Annotated in this window: 23 protein-coding genes, 1 tRNA gene and 1 pseudogene; 15 read left to right on the top strand and 10 right to left on the bottom strand. The window is 70.9% G+C overall.

The window, feature by feature from the left end; all coding sequences use genetic code 11:
* Window positions 1-116: 116 nt before the first annotated feature.
* Window positions 117-401 (top strand): annotated as a pseudogene (locus ACIOHC_RS09125) (helix-turn-helix domain-containing protein); the annotation flags it as partial.
* A 122-nt stretch (window positions 402-523) separates the two neighbouring features.
* Window positions 524-664, top strand: a complete 141-nt coding sequence (locus tag ACIOHC_RS09120; protein ID WP_351075397.1) for a hypothetical protein — start codon at window positions 524-526, stop codon at window positions 662-664.
* An 84-nt stretch (window positions 665-748) separates the two neighbouring features.
* Here the strand turns inward: ACIOHC_RS09120 and ACIOHC_RS09115 are convergent, their stop codons facing one another.
* Entirely contained in the window at window positions 749-1,507 is a 759-nt protein-coding gene (locus tag ACIOHC_RS09115) for a phosphoglyceromutase (RefSeq protein ID WP_401842106.1), read from the bottom strand.
* Between the two features lie 226 nt (window positions 1,508-1,733).
* Between ACIOHC_RS09115 and ACIOHC_RS09110 the strand changes: the two genes are divergently transcribed.
* Complete coding sequence (locus ACIOHC_RS09110) at window positions 1,734-3,086, top strand: MDR family MFS transporter (RefSeq protein ID WP_389636533.1); 1,353 nt, start codon at window positions 1,734-1,736, stop codon at window positions 3,084-3,086.
* Window positions 3,087-3,427: 341 nt separating this feature from the next.
* Here the strand turns inward: ACIOHC_RS09110 and ACIOHC_RS09105 are convergent, their stop codons facing one another.
* Window positions 3,428-3,577 carry a hypothetical protein gene (locus tag ACIOHC_RS09105; protein WP_351075307.1) on the bottom strand — a complete coding sequence of 50 codons (150 nt, stop codon included), beginning with the start codon at window positions 3,575-3,577 and terminating at the stop codon, window positions 3,428-3,430.
* Between the two features lie 217 nt (window positions 3,578-3,794).
* Window positions 3,795-4,472, bottom strand: a complete 678-nt coding sequence (gene phoU / locus ACIOHC_RS09100; protein ID WP_351075306.1) for a phosphate signaling complex protein PhoU — start codon at window positions 4,470-4,472, stop codon at window positions 3,795-3,797.
* Between the two features lie 199 nt (window positions 4,473-4,671).
* Here phoU and ACIOHC_RS09095 point away from each other — a divergent pair, with 199 nt between their 5' ends.
* On the top strand, window positions 4,672-5,946 hold the full coding sequence (locus tag ACIOHC_RS09095) for an ATP-binding protein (RefSeq protein ID WP_351075304.1): 1,275 nt from the start codon (window positions 4,672-4,674) through the stop codon (window positions 5,944-5,946).
* On the top strand, window positions 5,943-6,623 hold the full coding sequence (locus tag ACIOHC_RS09090; RefSeq protein ID WP_072487966.1) for a response regulator transcription factor: 681 nt from the start codon (window positions 5,943-5,945) through the stop codon (window positions 6,621-6,623). Before ACIOHC_RS09095 ends, ACIOHC_RS09090 begins: the two co-directional genes overlap by 4 nt.
* Window positions 6,624-6,703: 80 nt before the next feature.
* Here ACIOHC_RS09090 and ACIOHC_RS09085 read toward each other — a convergent pair whose 3' ends face one another.
* Complete coding sequence (locus tag ACIOHC_RS09085; RefSeq protein WP_401842101.1) at window positions 6,704-7,351, bottom strand: DUF461 domain-containing protein; 648 nt, start codon at window positions 7,349-7,351, stop codon at window positions 6,704-6,706.
* Window positions 7,352-7,971: 620 nt separating this feature from the next.
* On the opposite strand from ACIOHC_RS09085, the gene ACIOHC_RS09080 reads away from it, so the two are divergent.
* The 6 genes from ACIOHC_RS09080 (at window position 7,972) to ACIOHC_RS09055 (ending at window position 14,477) form a co-directional block, all read left to right on the top strand.
* Window positions 7,972-8,454: a CarD family transcriptional regulator gene (locus tag ACIOHC_RS09080; RefSeq protein WP_006380568.1), complete on the top strand. Its 483-nt coding sequence runs from the start codon at window positions 7,972-7,974 to the stop codon at window positions 8,452-8,454.
* 334 nt (window positions 8,455-8,788) lie between these two features.
* Window positions 8,789-9,535 (top strand): 2-C-methyl-D-erythritol 4-phosphate cytidylyltransferase, encoded by a 747-nt coding sequence (ispD, locus tag ACIOHC_RS09075; RefSeq protein ID WP_351075301.1) that lies wholly within the window; start codon window positions 8,789-8,791, stop codon window positions 9,533-9,535.
* On the top strand, window positions 9,525-10,046 hold the full coding sequence (ispF, locus tag ACIOHC_RS09070) for a 2-C-methyl-D-erythritol 2,4-cyclodiphosphate synthase (RefSeq protein WP_351075299.1): 522 nt from the start codon (window positions 9,525-9,527) through the stop codon (window positions 10,044-10,046). Before ispD ends, ispF begins: the two co-directional genes overlap by 11 nt.
* Window positions 10,047-10,290: 244 nt before the next feature.
* A complete protein-coding gene (gene cysS, locus ACIOHC_RS09065) occupies window positions 10,291-11,694 on the top strand; it encodes a cysteine--tRNA ligase (RefSeq protein WP_351075298.1) in 1,404 nt (467 codons plus the stop codon).
* An 83-nt stretch (window positions 11,695-11,777) separates the two neighbouring features.
* Complete coding sequence (gene rlmB / locus ACIOHC_RS09060) at window positions 11,778-12,734, top strand: 23S rRNA (guanosine(2251)-2'-O)-methyltransferase RlmB (protein ID WP_351075296.1); 957 nt, start codon at window positions 11,778-11,780, stop codon at window positions 12,732-12,734.
* A gap of 105 nt (window positions 12,735-12,839) precedes the next feature.
* A complete protein-coding gene (locus ACIOHC_RS09055; RefSeq protein ID WP_351075294.1) occupies window positions 12,840-14,477 on the top strand; it encodes a DoxX family membrane protein in 1,638 nt (545 codons plus the stop codon).
* Window positions 14,478-14,559: 82 nt separating this feature from the next.
* Here ACIOHC_RS09055 and ACIOHC_RS09050 read toward each other — a convergent pair whose 3' ends face one another.
* The 3 genes from ACIOHC_RS09050 to ACIOHC_RS09040 form a co-directional block, all read right to left on the bottom strand.
* A complete protein-coding gene (locus ACIOHC_RS09050) occupies window positions 14,560-15,270 on the bottom strand; it encodes a nucleotidyltransferase family protein (RefSeq protein ID WP_351075293.1) in 711 nt (236 codons plus the stop codon).
* Between the two features lie 34 nt (window positions 15,271-15,304).
* On the bottom strand, window positions 15,305-15,718 hold the full coding sequence (locus tag ACIOHC_RS09045; RefSeq protein WP_351075291.1) for a hypothetical protein: 414 nt from the start codon (window positions 15,716-15,718) through the stop codon (window positions 15,305-15,307).
* Window positions 15,719-15,941: 223 nt separating this feature from the next.
* A complete protein-coding gene (locus ACIOHC_RS09040; RefSeq protein WP_351075289.1) occupies window positions 15,942-17,078 on the bottom strand; it encodes a sn-glycerol-3-phosphate ABC transporter ATP-binding protein UgpC in 1,137 nt (378 codons plus the stop codon).
* 179 nt (window positions 17,079-17,257) lie between these two features.
* Between ACIOHC_RS09040 and ACIOHC_RS09035 the strand changes: the two genes are divergently transcribed.
* Window positions 17,258-17,331, top strand: a tRNA-Thr gene (locus ACIOHC_RS09035).
* 329 nt (window positions 17,332-17,660) lie between these two features.
* Entirely contained in the window at window positions 17,661-18,311 is a 651-nt protein-coding gene (locus ACIOHC_RS09030) for an ABC transporter ATP-binding protein (protein WP_401842094.1), read from the top strand.
* A 531-nt stretch (window positions 18,312-18,842) separates the two neighbouring features.
* Here ACIOHC_RS09030 and ACIOHC_RS09025 read toward each other — a convergent pair.
* Genes ACIOHC_RS09025 through ACIOHC_RS09015 form a run of 3 tightly spaced genes read right to left on the bottom strand, consistent with a single transcriptional unit; the run spans window position 18,843 to window position 21,809 of the window.
* Window positions 18,843-20,288 carry an MFS transporter gene (locus tag ACIOHC_RS09025; RefSeq protein WP_351075285.1) on the bottom strand — a complete coding sequence of 482 codons (1,446 nt, stop codon included), beginning with the start codon at window positions 20,286-20,288 and terminating at the stop codon, window positions 18,843-18,845.
* Window positions 20,278-20,970, bottom strand: coding sequence for an SDR family oxidoreductase (locus ACIOHC_RS09020; RefSeq protein ID WP_351075283.1), 693 nt, complete (start codon window positions 20,968-20,970; stop codon window positions 20,278-20,280). Before ACIOHC_RS09020 ends, ACIOHC_RS09025 begins: the two co-directional genes overlap by 11 nt.
* A complete protein-coding gene (locus ACIOHC_RS09015; RefSeq protein ID WP_351075281.1) occupies window positions 20,967-21,809 on the bottom strand; it encodes a thioesterase family protein in 843 nt (280 codons plus the stop codon). The genes ACIOHC_RS09020 and ACIOHC_RS09015 overlap by 4 nt, the downstream gene beginning before the upstream one ends.
* Window positions 21,810-22,197: 388 nt before the next feature.
* Between ACIOHC_RS09015 and ACIOHC_RS09010 the strand changes: the two genes are divergently transcribed.
* Entirely contained in the window at window positions 22,198-22,641 is a 444-nt protein-coding gene (locus ACIOHC_RS09010; RefSeq protein ID WP_351075279.1) for a helix-turn-helix domain-containing protein, read from the top strand.
* A 362-nt stretch (window positions 22,642-23,003) separates the two neighbouring features.
* Window positions 23,004-23,456, top strand: coding sequence for an NUDIX domain-containing protein (locus ACIOHC_RS09005; RefSeq protein WP_351075277.1), 453 nt, complete (start codon window positions 23,004-23,006; stop codon window positions 23,454-23,456).
* The last annotated feature ends 27 nt before the right edge of the window (window positions 23,457-23,483 follow it).

The raw sequence follows: 23,483 nt of genomic DNA, 5'->3' as shown, positions 1-23,483 counted from the left end.
AGGATCGCGAGCGCGGGGCGCCCTCGGAAAGGCCCATTTGATCACCCAACCTGGTTACTGTCTCGCATGGTTGAGTATGAGTAACGATCCGCGGTCTCAGCACCGGAGCGTGCACAATGCCCGAGCCGCATCGTCCGGAGGAACTGCTGGTCAGTCTGCTCAGGAATCCTCTCTTGATCGAGGCGTGCCGGGTGCGAGACTTCAGCCGCTATTTCCGGCTGCTGAAAACGCACGCGGGCGTCTATCCGTCGATGATTGCGCGACGGTGTGATCTGACGCCGAGCCGGGTCGGCGAAGTGATGTCCGGACGCCGTCAGTTGCTTCACATGGATGTCATCGAGCGGATCGCGGACGTACTGCGCATCCCCGGCCACATGCTTGGCCTGGCCCGTCGTGCATGGTGGATCTCCACTGCATCGCTGTGGCCCCTCTCGATCGGTCTTCGGCATCGCAGAGCCGAGGCCGAACGCAGTGACTGCTCCTTGCCCGGGTCCTGCCGAGCAGGACGGCACGGAGGACACGTATGCCCGCCTGCCGGTCCCTCGTCCACGACGGCTTCACCGGCGGGCTCATCGCCCTTGCTGACCCGATGCGAGCCATCACCTCCAGCCATCGCGGTGCGATGTGCGGAGCGCGACGCCTGACGGACCGGCCGAGCACCTGACGGCCCAGAGACGGCCCAGCCCCACCAAAAAAGCCCCCGCCCTGCCAAGAAACCGCAGGTCGGGGGCGTACTGGCGTCGCGTTACTACTTCTTGCCCTGGTTCTTCACGGCCTCGATCGCGGCCTTCGCCGCGTCCGGGTCGAGGTAGGTGCCGCCCGGCTTGATCGGGCGGCAGTCGGCGTCCAGCTCGTAGGAGAGCGGGATGCCGGTCGGGATGTTCAGGCCCGCGATGTCGGCGTCGGAGATGCCGTCGAGGTGCTTGACCAGGGCGCGGAGGCTGTTGCCGTGGGCGGCGACCAGGACCGTGCGGCCGGCCAGGAGGTCCGGGACGATGCCGTCGTACCAGTACGGCAGCATGCGGACGACGACGTCCTTGAGGCACTCGGTGCGCGGGCGCAGCTCCGGCGGGATCGTCGCGTAGCGCGGGTCGTCGCTCTGCGAGAACTCGGTGCCGTCCTCCAGGGCGGGCGGCGGGGTGTCGTACGAGCGGCGCCACAGCATGAACTGCTCCTCGCCGAACTCGGCGAGCGTCTGTGCCTTGTCCTTGCCCTGCAGGGCGCCGTAGTGGCGCTCGTTCAGCCGCCAGGAGCGGTGGACGGGGATCCAGTGGCGGTCCGCGGCTTCCAGTGCGAGCTGCGCGGTGCGGATGGCGCGCTTCTGGAGGGAGGTGTGCAGGACATCGGGGAGCAGACCGGCGTCCTTGAGCAGCTCACCGCCGCGGACTGCCTCCTTCTCGCCCTTCTCGGTGAGGTTGACGTCCACCCAACCGGTGAACAGGTTCTTCGCGTTCCATTCGCTCTCGCCGTGGCGGAGGAGGATCAGCTTGTACGGTGCGTCGGCCATGGGCCCGAGCGTAATCGAAGCCGTACGGGCGCTGCGCGGGCCGGTCACAGGGCGGACAGACGGTGCTCGGGAGGGGTGGGTGAGGGGTGTACAGGCCCGGGGCCGGGACGATTGACGAGCGGCGTCAATTGACTGGCGGACCGGAATCCGGGATTCGTAATGTTCGTATGGCCATCGGGCCTGTTACCGATGATGTCCGTTCCGCACTTCCCTGGGGGGATCCCGTATGTCTGTCGCCGGTCTCAGACGGGCCGCACGCGAGTCCGTGTCCGGTCTCCCCAGGGAGTTCTGGTGGCTGTGGACGAGCACGCTGGTCAACCGCCTCGGTGGGTTCGTCGCCACGTTCATGGCGCTCTACCTGACCCTGGACCGGGGCTACTCCGCCTCGTACGCCGGTCTGGTCGCCGCGCTGCACGGGCTCGGCGGGGTCGTCTCCTCGCTCGGGGCGGGGGTGATGACCGACCGGCTGGGCCGTCGGCCCACCATGCTCATCGCGCAGAGCTCCACCGCCGCGTCCGTGGCCGTCCTCGGGTTCATGGTCCATCCGGTGGCGATCGCGGCCGTCGCCTTCGTCGTCGGTATGGCCAGCAACGCCTCGCGGCCCGCCGTGCAGGCGATGATGGCCGACATCGTCCGGCCCGAGGACCGGGTACGGGCCTTCTCGCTCAACTACTGGGCGATCAACCTCGGCTTCGCCGTCTCCTCCGCCGGGGCCGGGTTCGTCGCCGAGTACAGCTATCTCGCCGGGTTCCTCGGCGAGGCCGCGATGACCCTCGGCTGCGCCCTCGTCGTCTTCCTGAAGGTGCCCGAGTCGAAGCCAGAGAAGGCGGCGGTGCCCGAGCGCGCGGTGGGCGGCTCGGACGAGGTCCGGCTCTCCACCGTGCTGCGCGACGGGCGGTTCATGAGCGTCGTGGGGCTGTCCTTCGTCATCGCCCTGATCTTCCAGCAGGGGTACGTGGGGCTGCCGGTGGCCATGGGGGCGGACGGGTTCTCCAGCTCCGACTTCGGTACGGCCGTCGCCGTCAACGGTGTGCTGATCGTGGCGCTCCAGATCCCGGTCACGCGCTTCATCCAGCACCGCGATCCGCGCCGGCTGCTCATCGTGTCGTCGCTGCTGGCGGGGTACGGATTCGGGCTCACCGCGTTCGCCGGGTCGGTCGCCGTGTACGCGCTGACCATCTGCGTCTGGACGGTCGCCGAGATCGTCAACTCGCCCATCCAGAGCAGCCTGGTGGTCCGGCTCTCGCCGGCCCGCGGCCGGGGCCGTTACCAGGGGATGTACACGATGTCCTGGTCGGCCGCCGCGCTGGTCGCCCCGTTGATGTCGGGTGCGGTGATCGACCGGTTCGGGGCGCAGTGGCTCTGGGGGGCGTGCGCCGTCCTGGGGACCGGGGCCGCGCTCGGGTACTGGCTGCTGATGCGGAATCTGCCGGCGGAGGACGGGGGCGGCAGCCGGGTGGCGGAGAGCGGCAGCTCTTCGGCCGGTTCAGGAGCCGGTCGCGAAGCGAGCTCCGGAACCGGCCGCGACGCCGGCTCCGGAACCATCGGGGTCGAACCTTCCGCCGAGCCGATGGGCTGAGAGGCCCGGTTCAGGGGGCCAGGCTCGCGGGGCGGGGCCCGGCGGACGGGGATTCCCGCCGTCGCGGTGCGGAGGACGGATCGTCGCCCTCTCCCCGGCCCTCGCCGCCGGCGACAGCGTCGTCCTCGAACCTGCCGAGCAATCCCCGCTCTCTCCGCGCTGCGGATCCACGCGGACGTCGACACGCTCGTCTTCACCGGCTCCACTGCGGCGGCATGCACTTCCTGCGGTATGCCGCCGGGGCCGCCCCTGCACCGCGTCCGCACGCGAGGGTGCCCCGCGCGGAACGTCAAAGCAGGTCCCGCGCGGGGCGCCCTTCCGGCTTCGTACCGGCCGACCGGTCAGCCGCAGCAGCCACCGCACTGGCACGGGGCCCCGGACTGGCACCCGCACCCGCAGCCGGAGCCGCAGCCGCAGGCGCCGAGGACGGTCAGGTGCACCACGTCGGCGGGCGCCTCCTGCTGGGGATCGGTCGTGGGGGAATCGGCCATGGTTCCTCCTCAGGACGTACGACAGGGCCGTACGCCACTGCGACGCGCGCACGACCGGGGCGCACGGACAAGTCGTGCCGCCCCACCCCATTGCATGCCCACTCGGGCGGGCGCATCAACAGCGCACGCGCGCAGAGACACATGTGCGACCCCCCGTGCGACCGCGCACGCCCCCACGGGCCCGGGGCTCCCGGGCCCGTGACATCCGGCCTTCCGGCTACGCGCCCTCCACCGGCGCCGACTGCTGGATCTCGTCGGCGTGCTCGCCGGTCACCAGGTAGACCACACGCTTGGCGACCGACACCGCGTGGTCGGCGAAGCGCTCGTAGTAGCGGCCGAGCAGCGTCACGTCGACGGCCGTCTCGATGCCGTGCTTCCAGCGGTCGTCCATCAGGTGCTGGAACAGCGTGCGGTGCAGCAGGTCCATCTCGTCGTCGTCCTGCTCCAGCTGGAGCGCCAGGTCGACGTCCTTGGTGATGATCACCTCGGCGGCCTTGGCCATCAGGCGCTGTGCCAGCTGGCCCATCTCCAGGATGGTGGCGTGCAGGTCGTGCGGCACGGCCGATTCCGGGAACCGCAGCCGGGCCAGCTTGGCGACGTGCTGGGCGAGGTCGCCCGAGCGCTCCAGGTCGGCGCTCATCCGCAGCGAGGTGACCACGATCCGCAGATCCGTCGCCACGGGCTGCTGGCGTGCGAGCAGGGCGATGGCCCGCGCCTCCAGGTCGTGCTGGAGGTCGTCGACCTTCTGGTCCGCGGCGATCACGCTCTCCGCGAGCTTGAGATCGGCATCGAGCATGGACGTCGTCGCCCGGCCGATCGCCGACCCGACGAGCCGGGCCATCTCGACCAGTCCCTCGCCGATCGAGTCGAGTTCCTCGTGGTAGGCGTCACGCATGGAAGTCCCTCTCCAGTCCTGTGTGCAATGCCGGGGCAGGCTGTGAGCCCCACGCTGCCACCCTGGGCGGTGTACGCGTCGCCTTCCGGCCGACCAAGTGAACCAACCCTTGCCCCTCGGTGAACTCTGGGCGACGAGTGTTCGGATACGCACTCGGATGGCTGGGAGAGTCCTCCGGGACCCGCATAACCTTGACGGTATGGACGTGAACGCGGCAGTCGCCGCAGCTGCGGCGATCGGCGGTGCTTGTACCGGCGTGATCGCCATGCTGGCGTTCCGCTGGAGCGAGCGCGACCAGAAGAAGCCGACGCGAACCTCCCTGCGGCCCGACAGCAACGCGCCCCTGCCCCCCGGGGTGGACACGGTCCTGTCCGTGCTCAGTTCCTCCGCGGTCGTCCTGGACGAGAGCGACAGCGTGGTCAAGGCCAGCTCCGCCGCCTATGCGCTGGGACTGGTCAGGGGCGGTCGGCTCGCCGTGGAGGCGATGCTGAACATGGCCAGGGACACGCGCCGCGACGGCGAGATACGGCAGGTCGAACTGGACCTGCCCCGGCGCGGTACGGGCCGGGGCGAGGCCCTCGCGGTCTCCGCCCGGGTCGCCCCGCTGGGCTCCCGGCTGGTGCTGCTGCTGGTGGAGGACCTCACCGAGGCCCGCCGCATAGAAGCGGTACGACGCGACTTCGTCGCCAACGTCAGCCATGAGCTCAAGACCCCGGTGGGCGCGCTCTCACTGCTCTCCGAGGCCGTGATGGACGCCTCCGACGACCCGGAGGCGGTGGAGCGGTTCGCGGGGCGGATGCAGATAGAGGCGACCCGGCTGACCAACCTCGTACAGGAGATCATCGATCTCTCCCGGGTGCAGAACGACGACCCGCTGGAGGACGCCGAGCCGGTCCGGGTCGACGAGCTGGTGGCCGAGGCCATCGACCGCTGCCGCCAGCAGGCCGGCTCGAAGCAGATCACCATGGCAGCGGGCGGCACCGCGGAGCTCCGCATCTGGGGCAACCGCGGCCAGCTCGCCGCGGCACTCGGCAACCTCGTCGAGAACGCCGTCAACTACAGCCCCGCCCGGACCCGAGTGGGCATCGCCGCCAGGCGGCTTGCCGTACCCGGCGGGGACCAGATCGAGATAGCCGTGACCGACCAGGGCATCGGCATCTCGGAGAAGGACCGCGAGCGGGTCTTCGAACGCTTCTACCGCGTCGACCCGGCCCGCTCACGGGCCACCGGTGGCACCGGCCTCGGCCTCGCCATCGTCAAGCACGTGGCCGCCTCGCACGGCGGGGAGGTCACGGTCTGGAGCTCGGAGGGCCAGGGCTCCACCTTCACCCTGCGGCTGCCCGAAGCGGGCTCCGTACGGGAACGGGACCGCCGCTCGGGCGGACCGCTCATCGTCAACGGCGACGAGGGTCCCTACGGACCCGCTCACCCCGACACCCTTGAACCATTCCCTGCCCCGGAGGTCCTTCCGTGACCCGAGTGCTCGTCGTCGAGGATGAGGAATCCTTCAGCGACGCCCTGTCCTACATGCTCCGCAAGGAGGGTTTCGAGGTCGCCATCGCGGCCACGGGCCCGGACGGGCTTGACGAGTTCGAGCGCAACGGCGCCGACCTCGTGCTGCTCGACCTGATGCTGCCGGGCCTGCCCGGCACGGAGGTCTGCCGTCAGCTGCGCAGCCGGTCCAATGTCCCCGTGATCATGGTCACGGCCAAGGACAGCGAGATCGACAAGGTGGTCGGCCTGGAAATAGGAGCCGACGACTACGTCACCAAGCCGTTCTCCTCGCGGGAACTCGTCGCCCGCATCCGCGCGGTGCTGCGCCGCCGCGGTGAACCCGAGGAGGTCACACCGGCCGCCCTGGAGGCGGGCCCGGTCCGGATGGACGTGGACCGCCACGTCGTCACGGTCGCCGGCGGCAAGGTCGACCTCCCGCTCAAGGAGTTCGACCTGCTGGAGATGCTGCTGCGCAACGCGGGCCGGGTCCTGACCCGTATGCAGCTGATCGACCGGGTCTGGGGCGCGGACTACGTGGGCGACACCAAGACCCTCGACGTCCATGTCAAGCGCCTGCGCGCCAAGATCGAGCCCGACCCCGGAGCGCCGCGCTTCCTGGTGACGGTGCGCGGTCTGGGCTACAAGTTCGAGCCTTAGACCGGCCGGTGCACGACGGCGGAGGGCGCCCCCCCGAAAGGGAGGGCGCCCTCCGCCGTTCAGAGTCTGTCGGGGCGCGGTCAGCCCGCCGAGGCGGACGCGGAGTCGGTCGGGGTGACCGTGTCGTCCGCGGAGTCGGACGTGCCCGGCGCACCCGGGTGCGCGGACGTGGAGCCGGTCGGCGTCGCGGGCGACTTCGACGGCAGCGCCGGCAGCGAGCTGGGACCGAAGTCCGTGAAGTAGCTGGTCGCCGGGACGACGAACGCGCCGAGCGAGATCTCCCCGGTCGAGCTGAACTTGAAGACGACGGGCTGCACGTTGCCGGCCTGCGCGGCCTCGCGGCTGTTCTCGATCACGGCGGACGCGTTGCCCTTGCCGCCGAGCACCACCCTTCCGCCGGCCGGGACCACGATGGGTCCGGAACCCTTGGCGGCGTGCAGCTGCACCGAGACGCTCGTACCCGGCAGGGTGACGGCGTCCAGGGTCTGCTGCTTGACGCCGCTGTTGAACAGCGTCGCCGAGACGACGGCCGGGCCCTCGGCGCCGCGCTCGGGCTGGGTGATGACGTTCGCGTTCTGGATGCTGATGTCACCGGAGGTGGTGGCAGCACTGTCCGGCCTGACCTTGAGCGTCGCTGCGTCATTGCCCGCACCGCACGCGGCGAGCGAGGCGATCGAGAACACGATGGCGGTGGCGGCGAGGGCGCCGTGTCGAAGGCTGCGGCTCACGGCGGCGGCAACTCCTTGAACGTTCGGACTGCGGACGGGTGGGGCGGGCGACGTAAAGCCGCCCTAAGGATGTGTCAGCGGCCTTAGGCTACCGAGCCGCCCCTTCCGCCCCGCACCCGACCCGCCCCTACGCGCCCCTTCGGGCTCCGGCGGTTACCGGGGCGGGTGCCCTCGGCCGGTTCCGCACCCGGCCGCGGCGCATGCCGAAACCCGTCGACATGTGCCGTTCACATATCGCCGGTGATCAATTCATGGAGCGTGGCGTATTCCATGCGCATAACCGATCGCACCGAGGCGCTGATCAATATCCATTGATCAACCGCACTTACGTCCGTACGGGTGATCGGTGCTCGAACGGACTACGTAAAGTTCATCATCCGGAATCCGGCAAACCGGGACGTTAGGCCACTTCGAAGGGGGGTTCCAGGGTGTGTGACGTGCGTGTTTCGCCTCGCCCGTACAGCCGCTCCGACCTGCGAATACCGTCTCCCGTGAACCTTCCGCAGCACGTACGTGTTGCTGTTGTCAAGCCCCGAGATATGCCCTGACCTGCGAAAACGCCATTCAGGAGAAGCTGTTCTCGTGTTACCCTTGATAGCCACGGAAGGGGTACCTGTCACATGACGTTCAAGGTTGGCGACACCGTGGTCTATCCCCATCACGGGGCCGCGCTGATCGAGGCTATCGAAACTCGCCAGATCAAAGGCGTGGACAAGACCTACTTGGTGCTCAAGGTCGCCCAGGGCGACTTGACGGTTCGGGTGCCGGCGGACAATGCGGAGTTCGTGGGCGTACGCGACGTGGTCGGGCAGGAGGGGCTGGACCGGGTCTTCGAGGTGCTGCGTGCACCGTATGCCGAAGAGCCGACGAACTGGTCCCGGCGCTACAAGGCAAATCTGGAGAAGCTCGCCTCCGGCGATGTCATCAAGGTCGCCGAAGTGGTTCGCGACCTGTGGCGTCGTGAGCGCGAGCGTGGACTCTCCGCAGGTGAGAAGCGCATGCTCGCCAAGGCTCGCCAGATTCTGGTGAGCGAGCTCGCTCTCGCGGAGAACACGAACGAAGACAAGGCCGAGGCTCTGCTCGACGAGGTACTCGCGTCCTGAACCGGCTCACGCCGGTCTCGAAAAAATGTGCCGCGGTGCCCGCTGACGACCGTATTCACGGTATGTCGTCGGGCGCTGCGGCATGTCTGGATTCAGCCACGGCCTGTCTGGATTGCGTCCCCGACTCACCGACGCGTTGGCTTCATCGCCAATCCCCCCGATACCTTGCTCGCGATCTTGTGTAGCCGATCCCGAGCGGCCGGTGCGGCTTGTCCGAGTCGACCGGATGTCACGGAAAGGGCCCGGTCGAGTCATGGCGTGGCGCCCGGCTCGATTGTGGCCATACCCATGTCGGCTGTGGAAACAAACATGCCGAAGCTTCGGAGTGCAACCGATGTCTGATCTATCGCGTCCGTACCGCACCGCCGCCGTGATTCCCGCGGCCGGCCGCGGCGTACGGCTCGGCCCGGGAGCCCCCAAGGCGCTCCGCGCGCTGGGCGGGACGCCCATGCTCATCCACGCGGTACGGGCCATGGCGGCCTCCCGTTCCGTCTCCCTGGTCGTCGTCGTCGCGCCGCCGGACGGCGCCCCCGAGGTCAAGAACCTGCTCGACGAGCACGCCCTGCCCGAGCGCACCGACTACCGCGTCGTGCCGGGCGGCGACACCCGCCAGGAGTCGGTGCGCCTGGGCCTCGACGCCCTGCCCGAGGACGTCTCCGTCGTCCTCGTCCATGACGCGGCCCGCCCGCTGGTGCCGGTCGACACGGTGGACGCGGTGATCGAGGCGGTACGGGACGGCGCGCCCGCCGTCGTCCCCGCGCTGCCGCTCGCCGACACCGTCAAGGAGGTCGAGCCCGGAGCGCCGGGGGAGCCGGAGCCGGTGCTCGGCACGCCCGAGCGGGCCCGGCTGCGCGCCGTGCAGACTCCGCAGGGCTTCGACCGCGACACGCTCGTGCGCGCGCACAAGACCGTCACCGTCGGCGGCGAGGGCGCCACGGACGACGCGGGCATGGTGGAGCGGCTCGGGGCGCCCGTCGTGGTCGTCCCCGGGCACGAGGAGGCGTTCAAGGTGACGCGGCCGCTGGACCTGGTGCTGGCCGAGGCGGTACTGGCGCGCAGGAGGGCGAACGATGGCTTCTGAGGAAACGACGGCTTTCGAGGAGCGGACCGGGCCGGTGATCCCGCTGGTCGGGGTCGGTACCGACATCCACGCCTTCGAAGAGGGCCGCGAACTGTGGTGCGCGGGGCTGCTGTGGGAGGGCGAGGGGCCGGGCCTCGCCGGGCACTCCGACGCCGATGTCGTCGCGCACGCCGCGTGCAACGCGCTCTTCTCGGCCGCCGGGCTCGGCGACCTCGGGCAGCACTTCGGCACCGGGCGGCCGGAGTGGTCCGGCGCCGCCGGGGTCACCCTGCTGACCGAGGCGGCGCGGATCGTGCGCGCCGCGGGCTTCGAGATCGGCAATGTCGCCGTCCAGGTCGTCGGCGTACGGCCGAAGATCGGCAAGCGGCGCGACGAGGCGCAGCGGGTGCTGTCGGCGGCCGTGGGGGCGCCCGTCTCGCTCTCCGCCGCCACGTCCGACGGGCTCGGCTTCACCGGGCGGGCCGAGGGCCTCGCCGGAATCGCGACGGCGCTGGTCTACCGCACGGGCTGATCCACCGCGCGGCCCTGACCTGCCGGAATTCCCGGGCCCGCAGCCTTGTTGGACATCGGCGTGGTGGTCCGGATCACCACGCGACAGGTCGCCGGCCGGATCCGAGGCCCTTCGGTGTGCCGGTCGCGTGCCGGTCGGCGCCGCCCGCGACCGGCACGCCGGGGGACACCCCGCCGCAAGATTCTTTTCCCCGCGATGCCCGAGGGGTCGCGGGGCACTGGTGCACGCCCACTACCCTTGAGGCGTGACTATTCGCCTGTACGACACCAGCGCCCGGCAGATCCGTGACTTCGTACCGCTCACCGCGGGCTGTGTCTCGATCTACCTCTGTGGCGCGACCGTCCAGGCCGCCCCGCACATCGGGCACATCCGGTCCGGGCTGAACTTCGACATCATGCGCCGCTGGTTCGAGTACCGCGGCTACGACGTCACGTTCATCCGGAACGTCACCGACATCGACGACAAGATCATCGCGAAGTCGGCCGAACAGGGCCGCCCCTGGTGGGCGATCGGGTACGAGAACGAGCGGGCGTTCAACGCCGGCTACGACGCGCTCGGCTGCCTCCCGGTCACGTACGAACCGCGAGCGACCGGCCACATCACCGAGATGGTCGAGATGATGCGCGGCCTGATCGAGCGCGGTCACGCCTACGCCGCCGACGGCAACGTCTACTTCGACGTGCGCTCCTTCCCCGGCTACCTGGAGCTCTCCAACCAGGACCTGGACGATCTGCGCCAGCCGTCCGGCGAGGGCGAGACCGGCAAGCGCGACCAGCGCGACTTCGCGATGTGGAAGTCGGCCAGGCCGGGCGAGCCCAGCTGGGAGACCCCGTGGGGCCGCGGCCGTCCCGGCTGGCACCTGGAGTGCTCCGCCATGGCCCACAAGTACCTCGGCACCGCCTTCGACATCCACGGCGGCGGCATCGACCTGATCTTCCCGCACCACGAGAACGAGATCGCCCAGGCCAAGGCGTACGGCGACGAGTTCGCGAAGTACTGGGTGCACAACGGCTGGGTCACCATGTCCGGTGAGAAGATGTCGAAGTCGCTGGGCAACTCGGTGCTGGTCGGCGAGATGGTCAAGGCGTGGCGTCCGATCGTGCTGCGTTACTACCTCGGCACCCCGCACTACCGGTCGATGATCGAGTACAGCGAGGAGGCCCTGCGCGAGGCCGAGTCCGCGTTCGCCCGGATCGAGGGCTTCGTGCAGCGCGTCACCGAGAAGGCGGGCGAGACGGTCGAGCCCGCCATCGAGGTGCCGCCCGCCTTCGCCGAGGCGATGGACGACGACCTGGGTGTCCCGCAGGCGCTCGCGATCGTCCACACCACGGTCCGCCAGGGCAACTCCGCGCTCGCCGCCGACGACAAGGAGGCCGCCGTCGCCCGGCTCGCGGAGGTCCGCGCGATGCTCGGTGTCCTCGGCCTCGACCCGCTCGACGAGCACTGGGCCGGCGAGAGCGACCGCGGCGACGATCTGCACGGTGTCGTCGACACGCTCGTGCGCCTGGTCCTGGACCAGCGCCAGTCGGCCCGCGAGCGCAAGGACTGGCCCGCCGCCGACGCCATCCGCGACCAGCTCAACCAGTCCGGTCTCGTCATCGAGGACAGCCCGGCCGGACCACGGTGGACACTCGGCCCGCGCCAGTAGTCCTCCCCACGTGCCGCCCGGCCTCCCGGGCGGCACACTTCACTTACGTACGCATGTCTGAGAAGAAACGAAACAGGTAGGTCATGGCCGGGAACAGCCAGCGCAGGAACCGCCGCACGTCCAACAAGAAGGGCGCGCAGGTCGGCAGCGGTGGGCAGCGACGCCGTGGCCTCGAAGGCAAGGGCCCGACGCCTCCCGCCTCCGCCCGCAAGGGACACAAGAAGAACCGCATCGCCAACGCCCAGGCCAAGCAGGCCGCGGCCCGCCGCCCCGCGCCCCGGCGCGGCGGCGTCAAGGGCACGTCCGAGATGGTCGTCGGCCGCAACCCGGTCTACGAGGCCCTGCGCGACGGCGTCCCGGCGACGACCCTGTACGTCCAGCAGTACATCGACAACGACGAGCGGGTCCGCGACGCGCTCCAGCTCGCCGGTGAACGCGGCAACATCAACCTGATGGAGGCCCCGCGCGTCGAACTGGACCGGATGACGAACGGCCTGAACCACCAGGGCCTCGTCCTCCAGGTCCCGCCGTACGAGTACGCGCACCCGGAGGACCTCACCGCCGCCGCGTACGACAACGGCGAGGACCCGCTGATCGTCGCCCTCGACGGCGTCACCGACCCGCGCAACCTGGGTGCGATCGTCCGCTCCGTCTCCGCGTTCGGCGGGCACGGCGTGGTCGTGCCCGAGCGGCGCGCGGCCGGAATGACGGCGGGCGCGTGGAAGTCCTCGGCGGGCACGGCGGCCCGTACGCCAGTCTCCCGGGTGACGAACCTGACCCGGGCCCTGGAGGGCTACCAGAAGGCCGGTCTCACGGTCGTCGGCCTCGCCGCGGACGGCGAGCACACCGTCGAGGACCTGGAGGCCCTCGACGGCCCCGTCGTCATCGTCATCGGCAGCGAGGGCAAGGGCCTGGGCCGCCTCGTCGGCGAGACCTGCGACTACCGGGTCCGCATCTCGATGCCGGGCGGCGCGGAGTCGCTGAACGCCGGTGTCGCGGCCGGGATCGTCCTGTACGAGGTCGCGCGGCGCCGGGCCTGAGACGCACCCGGACGGGGGGCGGCCGACCGGGGCGCCCCCCGTTGACGGGTCTCGGACACATCGGGCCCGTCAAGGCAGTGTCCTAAACACACATCACTCGGTTAGATGAGTGTGGACACCAGAACGCCTCGGTTCGACGAACTACCCGCCCTGAGCATGACCAAGGTGGACTGCGACCCCGCGCAGGTCATCGTCAACCACGCCAGCTTCCGGGTACAGCTCGCCCCCGGCCAGCGCCCGCGGCTGCGCGGTCTGGCCCCCGGGGGCGCGCCCAGGATCCCCGCAATGAGCGGCGGCGCCGGAGTACGCGGCAGGCGCTCGCCCGTCGTGTGGAGCGGCAGGTCCGCCCCGGGCGATCCCGGCGCCACCGGGCTCCTCCAGGCCGTACGGAACTCCACCGCGGGCCGGCCGACCTCCGCGTACGACTCCTACGATCCCTACGCCCCCCGCACCGGCCACGACTTCGACGGCGGGATGGGCGGCACCCGGGTCATCGAGCGCCTGGAAGAGACTCGGCCCAACCCGGTCATCACCGCACCCCGCCGGCCCGACCGCCCCGGCAACGGCCCGCTGCTGCCGCCCATGCGCCAGGCGGTCGGCGCCTACGACCCCGTCGACACCGGACCGTACGGCCGCGCGGCGTACGACGACGAGTACGACGACGGGTACGACGACATCACCGAGGCCCGGGGCCGACGGCACGGCAACGACTCCTTGCGGCACGCGTACTACCCCGGGCGTCGTATGAACCTCGGCGTCGTGCTGCTGCCCATGCGCGTCTTCCTCGGCTTCATCTCCGTCTACGCCGGCATGGGCAAGCTGTGCGACCCCGTCTACTTCGACGGCGGCGAGCGCGGCTCCATGGTCAAGTGGCTCACCTCGCTGCACCCCTGGGCGCTCGCCGAGCCGCTGCGCGACTTCGCGCTCTCGCACCCCGTCGGTGCCGGACTCACCGTCGCCTTCCTCCAGGTCGTCGTCGGCGTCCTCACCGTCCTCGGCCTCTGGCAGCGCGTCGCCGCCTCCGTCGGCGCACTCCTGTCCGCCGCACTGCTGGTCACCGTCGGCTGGCGCACCGTCGCCGTCTACGACGCGCCCGACATCATCTTCCTCGCCGCCTGGAGCCCGCTGATCATCGCGGGTGCCCCCGTCTACTCCGTCGACGGACGGCTCGCCGGCGAGGCCTGGCGCAGGCTCGGCCCGCGCTCGGCGATCTGGGACCTCCGCCGCCGGGTGCTGCGCCGGGGCGCCGTCGTCGCCACCGTGGTCGTCGGCCTCACTCTGCTCGTGGGTTCCATGCTCGGCGGCGCGGTCCGTTCCTCCGGGGTCGTCACCGTGCCCGGCCCGAACGGCAACCCGACCAACCAGCTCCCCGGCTCCCCGCTCCCGGAGGAGTCCCAGGGCCGCAGGGCCTCCCACACGCCCGACGGGAAGCGTCCCTCGCCGTCCCGCAGCAGTGCCTCCACCACTCCTTCGGCCAAGGCGTCCACGCCCGCCGCGGACTCCGTGCGCGAGTCCGGCCAGGCGGCCGGTGCCGGGCAGCCCAGCCAGACCCGGGGCACCGTGCAGCAGCCCCCGCAGCAGACGGCCCCGCAGCCGCCTCCGTCCGGTAGTTCCGGCCCGAGCTCCTCCGGCTCCACCGGCGCGGGCGGCAGCTCGGCGACCGGCGGATCGGACGGCGGTGGCGGCTCCACCGGCGGCACGTCCGGCGGCGGGCAGAACCCCATCGGCGGGCTGCTCGGCTGAGCCGCCGGGTCGGCACAGGACGCAGGGGCGGTCACCGGCACGAACCGGTGACCGCCCCTGCGTCGTGCCTCGTCGCGTGCCGCTACGGCCCGTCGAGCTCCTTGGCGGCCTCGGTCAGGTCCTTCGCGGTGTCGATGGCCCGCCAGTACGCGCCGTGCGGCAGCGGATACCCGGCCAGCCTGCGCTCACGGGCCAGCCGCGGGAACGTCGTCCGCTCGTGGTCGCCGAGGTCCGGCAGCAGGTCGGTGAACGCGGGGGAGAAGACGTACACGCCGGCGTTGATCAGATACGGGGACGGCGGCGACTCGATGAAGTCGGTGATGTGCCCGAACGCGTCCGTCTCCACGGCGCCCCACGGAATACGGGGACGAGCCAGGGCCAGGGTGGCGGTCGCGTCGCGCTCGGCGTGGAACGCGGCCATCTCGCGCAGGGAGAAACGCGTCCAGATGTCGCCGTTGGTGGCGTACCAGGGCTGCTCGGGATCGGGGAGCCGGGCGGCGGCGTACTTCAGCCCGCCGCCGCGTCCCAGGGGCTCGGACTCCACGACCGTCGTCACGCGCAGCGGCAGCACGGCCGAGTCCAGCCACTCCTGGAGCACCTCGGCCAGATGACCGCACGACACCACGGCGTCGGTCACGCCCTCGGCGGCCAGCCAGGAAAGCTGATGGCCGATGATCGGGGTCCCGGTGCCCGGGATCTCGACCATCGGCTTGGGGCGGTCATCGGTGTACGGGCGCAGCCGCGACCCCTGGCCACCTGCCAGGACCACGGCCTGCGTCGGATACGTATGCATGCCAGGCACGATATGCGGTGCCCGGACCGGCCGGTCAGCTGAACTGTGCGACGCCCGAGGCGAAGGACGTGTCGCAGACGGGACGCGAGAACCTGTGGGCCCGCGTCGGACCGTACTGCTCGACGGCCGCGCGGCCCAGCGCCCTGGCGATCGACATGCAGTGCCGGGCGAGCGAGGGCCGGGCCTCGACGGAACGCTGCAGGTCCGTCAGGGCGACACCCGGGTCCTTCTCCCGGAGCTCCAGGAGCAGCCGGTCACGGAGGAGGTCCTGCGGGGCGCGCGTCCGGGCAGGCGTCGAGACGTCCTGGGCGGAGGCGGCCAGGACCTGGGACTCGGAGTTGTGCGCTGCCCACGGCACGCTGGTGACGGCGAGGGTCCCGGAGAGGACCATCACGACGGGCAGTACGAAAGCGAGGGATCGGCCGATACGGCGAGCGGTGTGGGTCACGCAGCGAGCGTAGCGGGCAGTGATGATTCGGCGACATTACGTCACCCTTGAGGGGGATGGTTCGAGGGTGTTTTTCGAATCGCGTGTTGACGGGCCGCAGTGAAATGCCCGGTGTGCCGGGGAATTCGGCATCGTACGGATGCAAACCCGGACGCGCCCTGTGACGTGCGAACGGCCCCGCACGTTCTTCGTGCGGGGCCGCTGCGGTGCGCGGGGCGGGGCGTCAGTCGGTGAGACGCGCGCCCGTCGAGGTCGAGAAGACGTGCAGCTCGTCCGGGCGCGGCACGACGTGCAGCTTGGTGCCCTTCTCCGGGACGGCGCGGCCGCCGACGCGGACGACCAGGTCCTTGTCCTCGCCGCCGACCTGCGCGGAGCCGTAGACGAAGCCGTCGGCGCCGAGCTCCTCGACGACGTTGACCGAGACGGCCAGACCGGCCGGGGCGTCGGCGCTGTCCTTCGAGAGGGACTTCGCGGCGGCGCCGCCGTGCTCGACGATGTCGAAGTGCTCGGGGCGGATGCCGACCGTGACGGTCGTGTCGCCCTTCTCCGAGGCGGCGGTGAGCGCTTCGCGGGAGACCGGGACGACGCTGTTGCCGAACTTCACGCCGCCGTCGGTGATCGGGACCTCGACCAGGTTCATGGCCGGGGAGCCGATGAAGCCGGCCACGAAGAGGTTCGCCGGCCTGTCGTACATGTTGCGCGGCGAGTCGACCTGCTGGAGCAGACCGTCCTTGAGGACCGCGACACGGTCACCCATGGTCAGGGCCTCGACCTGGTCGTGCGTGACGTACACGGTCGTGATGCCCAGACGGCGCTGGAGCGAGGCGATCTGCGTACGGGTGGAGACACGGAGCTTGGCGTCGAGGTTCGACAGCGGCTCGTCCATGAGGAAGACCTGCGGCTCACGCACGATGGCCCGGCCCATCGCGACACGCTGACGCTGACCACCGGAGAGCGCCTTCGGCTTGCGGTCCAGGTACTCGGTGAGGTCGAGCATCTTGGCGGCCTCTTCGACCTTCGCCCGGATGTCGGTCTTGTTGACACCGGCGATCTTGAGCGCGAAGCCCATGTTGTCCGCGACGGTCATGTGCGGGTAGAGCGCGTAGTTCTGGAACACCATGGCGATGTCCCGGTCCTTCGGCGGCAGGTGCGTGACGTCGCGGTCACCGATGCGGATCGCGCCGCCGTTGACGTCCTCAAGACCCGCGAGCATGCGAAGGGAGGTCGACTTGCCGCAACCGGAAGGACCGACGAGGACGAGGAACTCGCCGTCGGCGATGTCGATCTCCAGCTGGTCCACGGCCGGCTTCGTGGAGCCGGGGTAGACGCGGGACGCCTTGTCGAACGTGACACTGGCCATGCTGAATCTTCTCCTTCACCGGCAGGAACGTGCCGGACGATCCGAGTAAGGGAGTGGTCTGGTCCACTTGGGTGAATCCTCAGCGACGCTACCTGGACATTTGAAATCTGTCAGTAGTTCGAGGACCGCGAAATTTCGGGACCGCGCGGGGCGCGGTGTTGGTTACACTGCTCCGGCACGCCTCCTTAGCTCAGCTGGCCAGAGCAACGCACTTGTAATGCGTAGGTCGTCGGTTCGAATCCGACAGGGGGCTCAGAGAAACCCCAGGTCACGCAGCCCGTGACCTGGGGTTTTCTTGTGTGCGGGGCGTGGCGGGGCGTGTGGTCGGGGTGTCGTGGGAGGGCTTGCGTGAGCGGAGGGGCTCTGGGGGCCTCGGATGCCTCGACCTCCCAGCCGTCCTGGGCGAGCTGTCCCGAGACGGTGAGCGAGTGCCGGTCGAGTCGGCTGACGCCCGACCTTCCGGGTGCGTTTGCCCGCGAGCCACCGGTCCGGCCATTCGCTCACGGTGAGGCTGCCGACGAGGTCTTGGCCGGCCGTGAGACGTCGTCGGCTCTCCTGCACGTCGGGGAGGGACAGCTTGTCGTGGCTGACCTAGGCGAGCGTCTCGGCGATCAGCCGGACGCCCTCGGGGGCACCGGCGTCAGCGAGTCCGAGGAGGGCACGTACGTGGTCGAGGTCGGCCTGGGCGGCCTTGAGGCTGCTGTACCCGCCCCGTGCGAAGGGGCGCCGGCTGCCGTCCCTGGCATCACGATCAGGGGCCAGTGGGCGGCAGCGGCCGTCCGCGCCAGGTGGATCGTGCTGGTGAACACGCCCCGCGAACGGCCCAGGCGGTACCCACGACGAACTTCCACGGTCGGCCTCGCCCACCGGCTCGGCCATCGCCCGGCCCAGCTGTCCGGAGGACAGCAGCAGCGGGTCGCCTGCGCGCGCGCCCTGGTGGGCTGCCCGGAGATCGTCTTCGCCGATGAGCCGACCGGGAACCTGGACTCACTAGCGGCCGCGGACATCCTCGGGTTCCTGCGCCGGTGCGTGCGCGAGCTGGGCCAGACGGTCGTCATGGTCACCCACGACCCGCTCGCGGCCAGCCACTCCGACCGCATCGTCTTCCTCTCCGACGGCCGCATCGTCGACGGACTGGCCCACCCCACCTCGGACCTCGTGATGAGCCGCATGCGGCAGTTCGACACGAGCATCGGCATCAGCCACTGGGCAGGGCCCGACGCGGAGCCATGACCAGTCCGGCGAAGTCCGTCACCTGCCACCCACGCAGGGCCATCGAGGATGGAGACCTCTCGGCAGACGCATATGGGGAGCTGGGCGGCGCGTCCTTCCATGTCCGCCTGCCGCTATGGGTTGGCGAGTGGAAAGCAGGCCGAGAAGGCCCCAAATCCCCGAAGCGTGCGTGAGCGCTGCGTGAGCGGACGGGGTGGCACATGCTGGACTGGACGTCACGTCGACCAAGGACGCACGGCTCTGATCAGCGGAAACGGGATTGGGTGGCACTGCCCAGCACCACCCGGGATGATCTTGCAGGCCCTTGTAATGAGTGGGTCGTCGGTTCGAATCCGACAGGGGGCTCAGCGAGAAGCCCAGCTCGGATGCGTTCTGAGCTGGGCCTTCCTCGTTCGGTGGACGCGGGCGGCGACGCCGGGCGCGGGACGCGCCGGTGTCCGTGGTCCCGCGTGTGGGGTCGGAGGCGGGTTCCGGCTCGTCGGGGATCGTGCCCGCCGTGCGGCGGCTCCCGGCGGCGCCCGCTCGCTGCCCTTAGGGGGCGGTGACCCTGCGACGGGACCACGCCGACAGTCCGAGTGCCAGTACCGTGCCGACGAGGAGGACCGCGACCGCGACCCAGGTGGCGTGCGAGACCGCGTCGGTGAACGCGGTGCGCGGGTCGTGGACGCGGGGGAGACGGTCCTCGAAGCGTGTGGTGATCAGTGTGCCGAGGATGCTGGTGCCGAGGACGGCGCCGATCTGGCGGGCGGCGTTGACGGTGCCGCCCGCCTCGCCCTCGCGACCGTGTGGGACGTGGCCGACGGCGAGGGCGGTGGACGGGGCGTTGGCGAGACCGCAGCCGAAGCCGAAGAGGACGAACGCGGCGACGTACCCGGCGAACCCGGTTTCCGGTTCGACCTGCGCGAAGAGGGCGGCGCCGACGGCCGCGAGCAGCAGGCCCGCCGTGATCAGGACGCGGGGGCCGAGTCGGCGCACCAGTATTCCGGCCAGGACCGAGGCGGCGATGAACGCGCCGAATTCCGCGAGGAGTTGGACGCCCACCTGCAGGGCGGTCAGTCCCCGTACCCGCTGCAGCCACAGCACTTGGAGAAGGGAGAGGCCGACGAAGCCGAACAGAACGGTCGCGGCCAGCAGAAGGGAGGCGCTGTAGGAGGGATCGCGCATCAGCCGCAGGTCGACCATGGGGGCGGTACGGCGCAGTTCGACAAGGACGAGGGCGGCCAGCAGAAGGACCGCTGCCACGGCGGAGGCCAGGGCCCGTGCGGAACCGTAGCCGTGGTGACCGCCGTCGATCAGCCAGAAGACCAGGAGCGCGAGACCTGCGATCGCGGTGAACTGTCCCGCCCAGTCCAGACGCTGGGCCGGGTTGCGGGACTCGGTGACCCGGCCGAGCGCGACCGCCGCCGCGAGGCCCGCCACGACGAGGTTGAGCCAGAACGCCGCGTGCCAGGTCCACCAGCGCAGCGCGAGGCCCGCGACGAGGGGGCCGATGGCCAGGCCCAGTCCGGAGGTGGCCGCCCATGCGGCGATCGCCCCGGCGCGGCGGCGCGGGTCGCGGACGGTGTGGGTGATCAGCGCGAGCGAGCTGGGGGTGATCAGGGCGCCGCCCAGGCCGGCGATCGCCTGGCCGGTGAGGACGGTGGCCAGGTCGTCGGCGAGGACCAGCACCAGCGCGCCTGCGGCCATGGCGGCGGTCCCGGCGAGGAAGACGCGCTTGCGCCCCCACCGGTCGGCCAGTGCGCCGGCGCCGAGTACGCAGGACGCCACGACCAGGGTGTACATGCTCGGCACCCACACCATGTCGGCCGGGGCGAGGCGCAGGTCGGCCTGGACGGCGCCGAGCGTGCCGATGGTCTCGGTGGTCTGGAGGAACACCGTGAACAGCCCCAGGCAGGCGGCGACGAGGACCGGCCCGGGGCGGCTGCCACGGGCGTCGTCGCGCTCCTCGGCCGTTGTGTCACGCAGATCAGTGGCCATGGTTCTCTCCTCCCGGGAGCATGTTCCTGATCCGGCGGGTGACGGCGTCGGCGAGGACTTCCTCGCCGCCTGCCTCGACGGCGTCGAGGACCTGCTCGACCACGTCGGCGGGGCTGATCTCGGGCTGGTCGGTGTCGGCCGCCATGTCGGTGTCGATGAACGCCGCGTGCACGGCGACCGTGAGGGTGCCCTGCGGGCGGAGCTCTTCGCGTACCGCGTTGGTCATCGACCAGGCGGCCGCCTTGGAGACGCCGTACGAGCCGATCCGCGGGAGCGTGTGCCAGGAGAGCACGGAGAGCATGTTGACCAGGGCCCCGCCGCCGTTCCTGCCGAGAACGGGGGCGAAGTCGCGGCACATGGCGAGCGTGCCGAACAGGTTGGTCTCCAGTTCGGCGCGCGCCCCGTCGAGGGTGTCCGAGGTGAGCAGCGAATCGCCGCGCAGGATGCCCGCGTTGTCGACCAGCAGGGTGGTGTCGGAGCAGCGCTCGGCGGCTGCGGCCACGGAGGCCGGGTCGGTGATGTCGAGTGCGACGGGTGTCAGCCCGGGGTCGGTCACGGTCTTCGGGTCACGTGCTGCCGCGTACACGGTGTGCGCGCCGCGCGCCAGCAGGCCCCGGGCGAAGGCGCGGCCCAGTCCGCGGTCGGCTCCGGTGACGAGCGCGATGGCTCCGCCGATGTTCACAGGGTCTCCTGCGGGGGTGTCGTGGCCGCGGACACGGATGCGTGCTCCGCGGGGGCGTCCTGGACGACGCGGGCCTGGCGGGCGAGGGCCAGCAGTCGGCCGTCGGCCGACCACACCGCACTGTCGTCCACCGCCCAGCCGCTGCCGGCCTGTTCGGTGCGGATCCGGACCAGGGCCCAGTCCGCTCGTGACCCGGCGTCCAGTGCGTCGGTGAAGTGGATGGTCAGCTCGGCGGTCGGCACCGGGCGCGGGGTGCGCCAGCGCGCGAACAGGGCCGGTGGGAGGACGTCGGTGAGGGTGACGACCGCGGCCTCGTCCAGCGCCCGCCCGTCGGTGAACCGCACCCAGGCGACCAGCTCGGCCCGCTCGCCCCCGGCGAGCGGCAGGGCCTCGGTGGCGGGGCGGATCTCCACCTGCCGGGCGAAGGCCACGAACCCGTCCGACAGGTCCAGGGGCCGGCAGTCGGCCGGACCCGGTACCCGGGGCGAGCTCCGTCCGTCGTAACTGGGCCCCCGGCGGCCGCGGCCGAATACCGCCGAGCCCACGAGCACCGCGGCTCCGTCCTGATGGCCCGTGAAGGCGCAGGTCGCGGCCCGGCGCCCCACCGACGGCCTGGCCAGGGACAGATGGAGCGGACCGGTGTCGACAGGCGCGAGGAAGTGAGCGGTCAGGGCGCGGACCGGACGGCCTTCCCCGACGGCTCGTTCCCGCATGGCGGTGAGCGCCGCCGCCGCGACATGACCCCCGTGCGCACCCGCCCAGGACCGCCACAAGGGGTCGATCCGAGCCAATGCCTCCTCATCGGTGGCATGCGCGCCGCCGGGTGGTGAAGCCCTCATTCCGGTCTCCTCGTTCGGGCGAGCCCAACGAGCCCGCTGGATAGTTGGAAAACAGGACTTACTATAGGTAGGTCAGTTTGGAAATCAAACCCTCATCCTGTTCGGTGCTGGATGCCACTCCGGGCGTCGACTTCCGAGCGGACATGTGCGTCTCGTTCTCCCACGCGCTGTGCCATAGTGAGTTGGAAACGACAACTGGCCCGAAGGGCGGGCGCGGGCCGGGCACTCTGCGTAGGTGCCGGGCTCGCATACGCAGGACCACGCCGCCGCCGCTTCCCGCACCAGCCGCCCGCGGCGGGGCGCCCGGGGCCGGCACGCGCACCCGTCGAAGCGGCGCCCGGACGCGCCGTGACCCGTCAGCACGCCGCAGCCCCCAGGAGGTACGCAGATGCCCGCCGCTCGCCCACGTCCCTGTTCCATCGCGAACTCGCTCGCCGTCATCGGCGAGCGCTGGAGCCTGCTCGCGCTGCGGGAGGTGTTCCTCGGGGCGCGCCGCTTCGACCAGATCGCGGCGAACACCGGCGCCAGCCGGGACATCCTCACGGCCCGGCTGAAGAAACTCGTGGAGAACGGGGTCCTGGCCAAGGAGCTCTACCAGGCCCACCCGCCGCGCTACGAGTACACACCGACCGAAGCCGGACTCGCGCTGCAGCCGGTCCTGCTCGCCCTCATGGAATGGGGCGACCGCTACGTGACCGAGGGGGAGCCCCCGACGGTGCTCGAGCACGACTGCGGCGCGGTACTTCACCCCCGCACCGTCTGCGACGCCTGCGGCGGGCCCGTCCCGCCCGACAGCACCCACGCGATCCGACTCGGCGGCGTCCCGCAGTAGTCCGGGGGCGCCCCGGCGCCGGGGCGAGGGCAGGACCGGCCGGCCCGTCACCGATCCGGTCACCACCCCGGCGGATCCGGCGTCGAGGACGCGACCCGCATGACCGTGCCGCTCGGCCGCCACCGCACCGACGCGGGCGTGATTCCCGTACCCGACCCCGATCGGAGTGCCGGTCCGTGACCGTCAGATGCGCCGTCGACGGCGTCATCGCCACCGTCGACGCCGAGCGGTAGCCCGCTCACCCACCGGCGGCGGGGCCTGCACAGGCCCCCGCGCCCCGCCCCGCGCCTCTCCGCGCGTGGTCGATAGATTGTCCGCGCGGGACGGTGGAGTCCGCCCGACTCGGAGTGCAGGAGGGCCACTTGGAGAGCAACGCGCGTTCCCGCGTATCGGCGTACGCCATGGCCACCGTGCGGGACCGACTGCTGCTGACCCGGCTCTCGGAGACGTCACCGGTTTTCGAACCCGGGCTGTGGCACCTGCCGGGCGGAGGGATCGATCCGGGCGAGCAGCCGCGGGAGACGCTGGCGCGTGAACTGTACGAGGAGACGGGCCTCGAACTCCTCGAAGCCCGGCTGGTGGACGCGCGGACGTACACGGCCCACCGGTTCGGGATCAGCTGGAACCTGGTGGGACTCTTCTACCTCGTCGATCTCAAACCCGGTCCGCTCGTGGTCACCAAGGCCGACGACTCCACGAGCGCCGTCAGCTGGATGCCGTTGTCCGGTCTGGACGACTCGACGCTGTCCCCGGCCGCGGTCGACGCTCTCGGGTTGATCGGTGCGCGCGGGACGTCGGACGCGACCGGCAGGTGAGCCGGGTATTTCGTTTGTGATGTGCCG

It is taken from the genome of Streptomyces sp. NPDC088252, from assembly GCF_044740965.1.
GTDB lineage: Bacteria > Actinomycetota > Actinomycetes > Streptomycetales > Streptomycetaceae > Streptomyces.
Note: the sequence above shows the minus strand (reverse complement) of the source record. Positions and strands in the feature narration are given on the sequence as shown.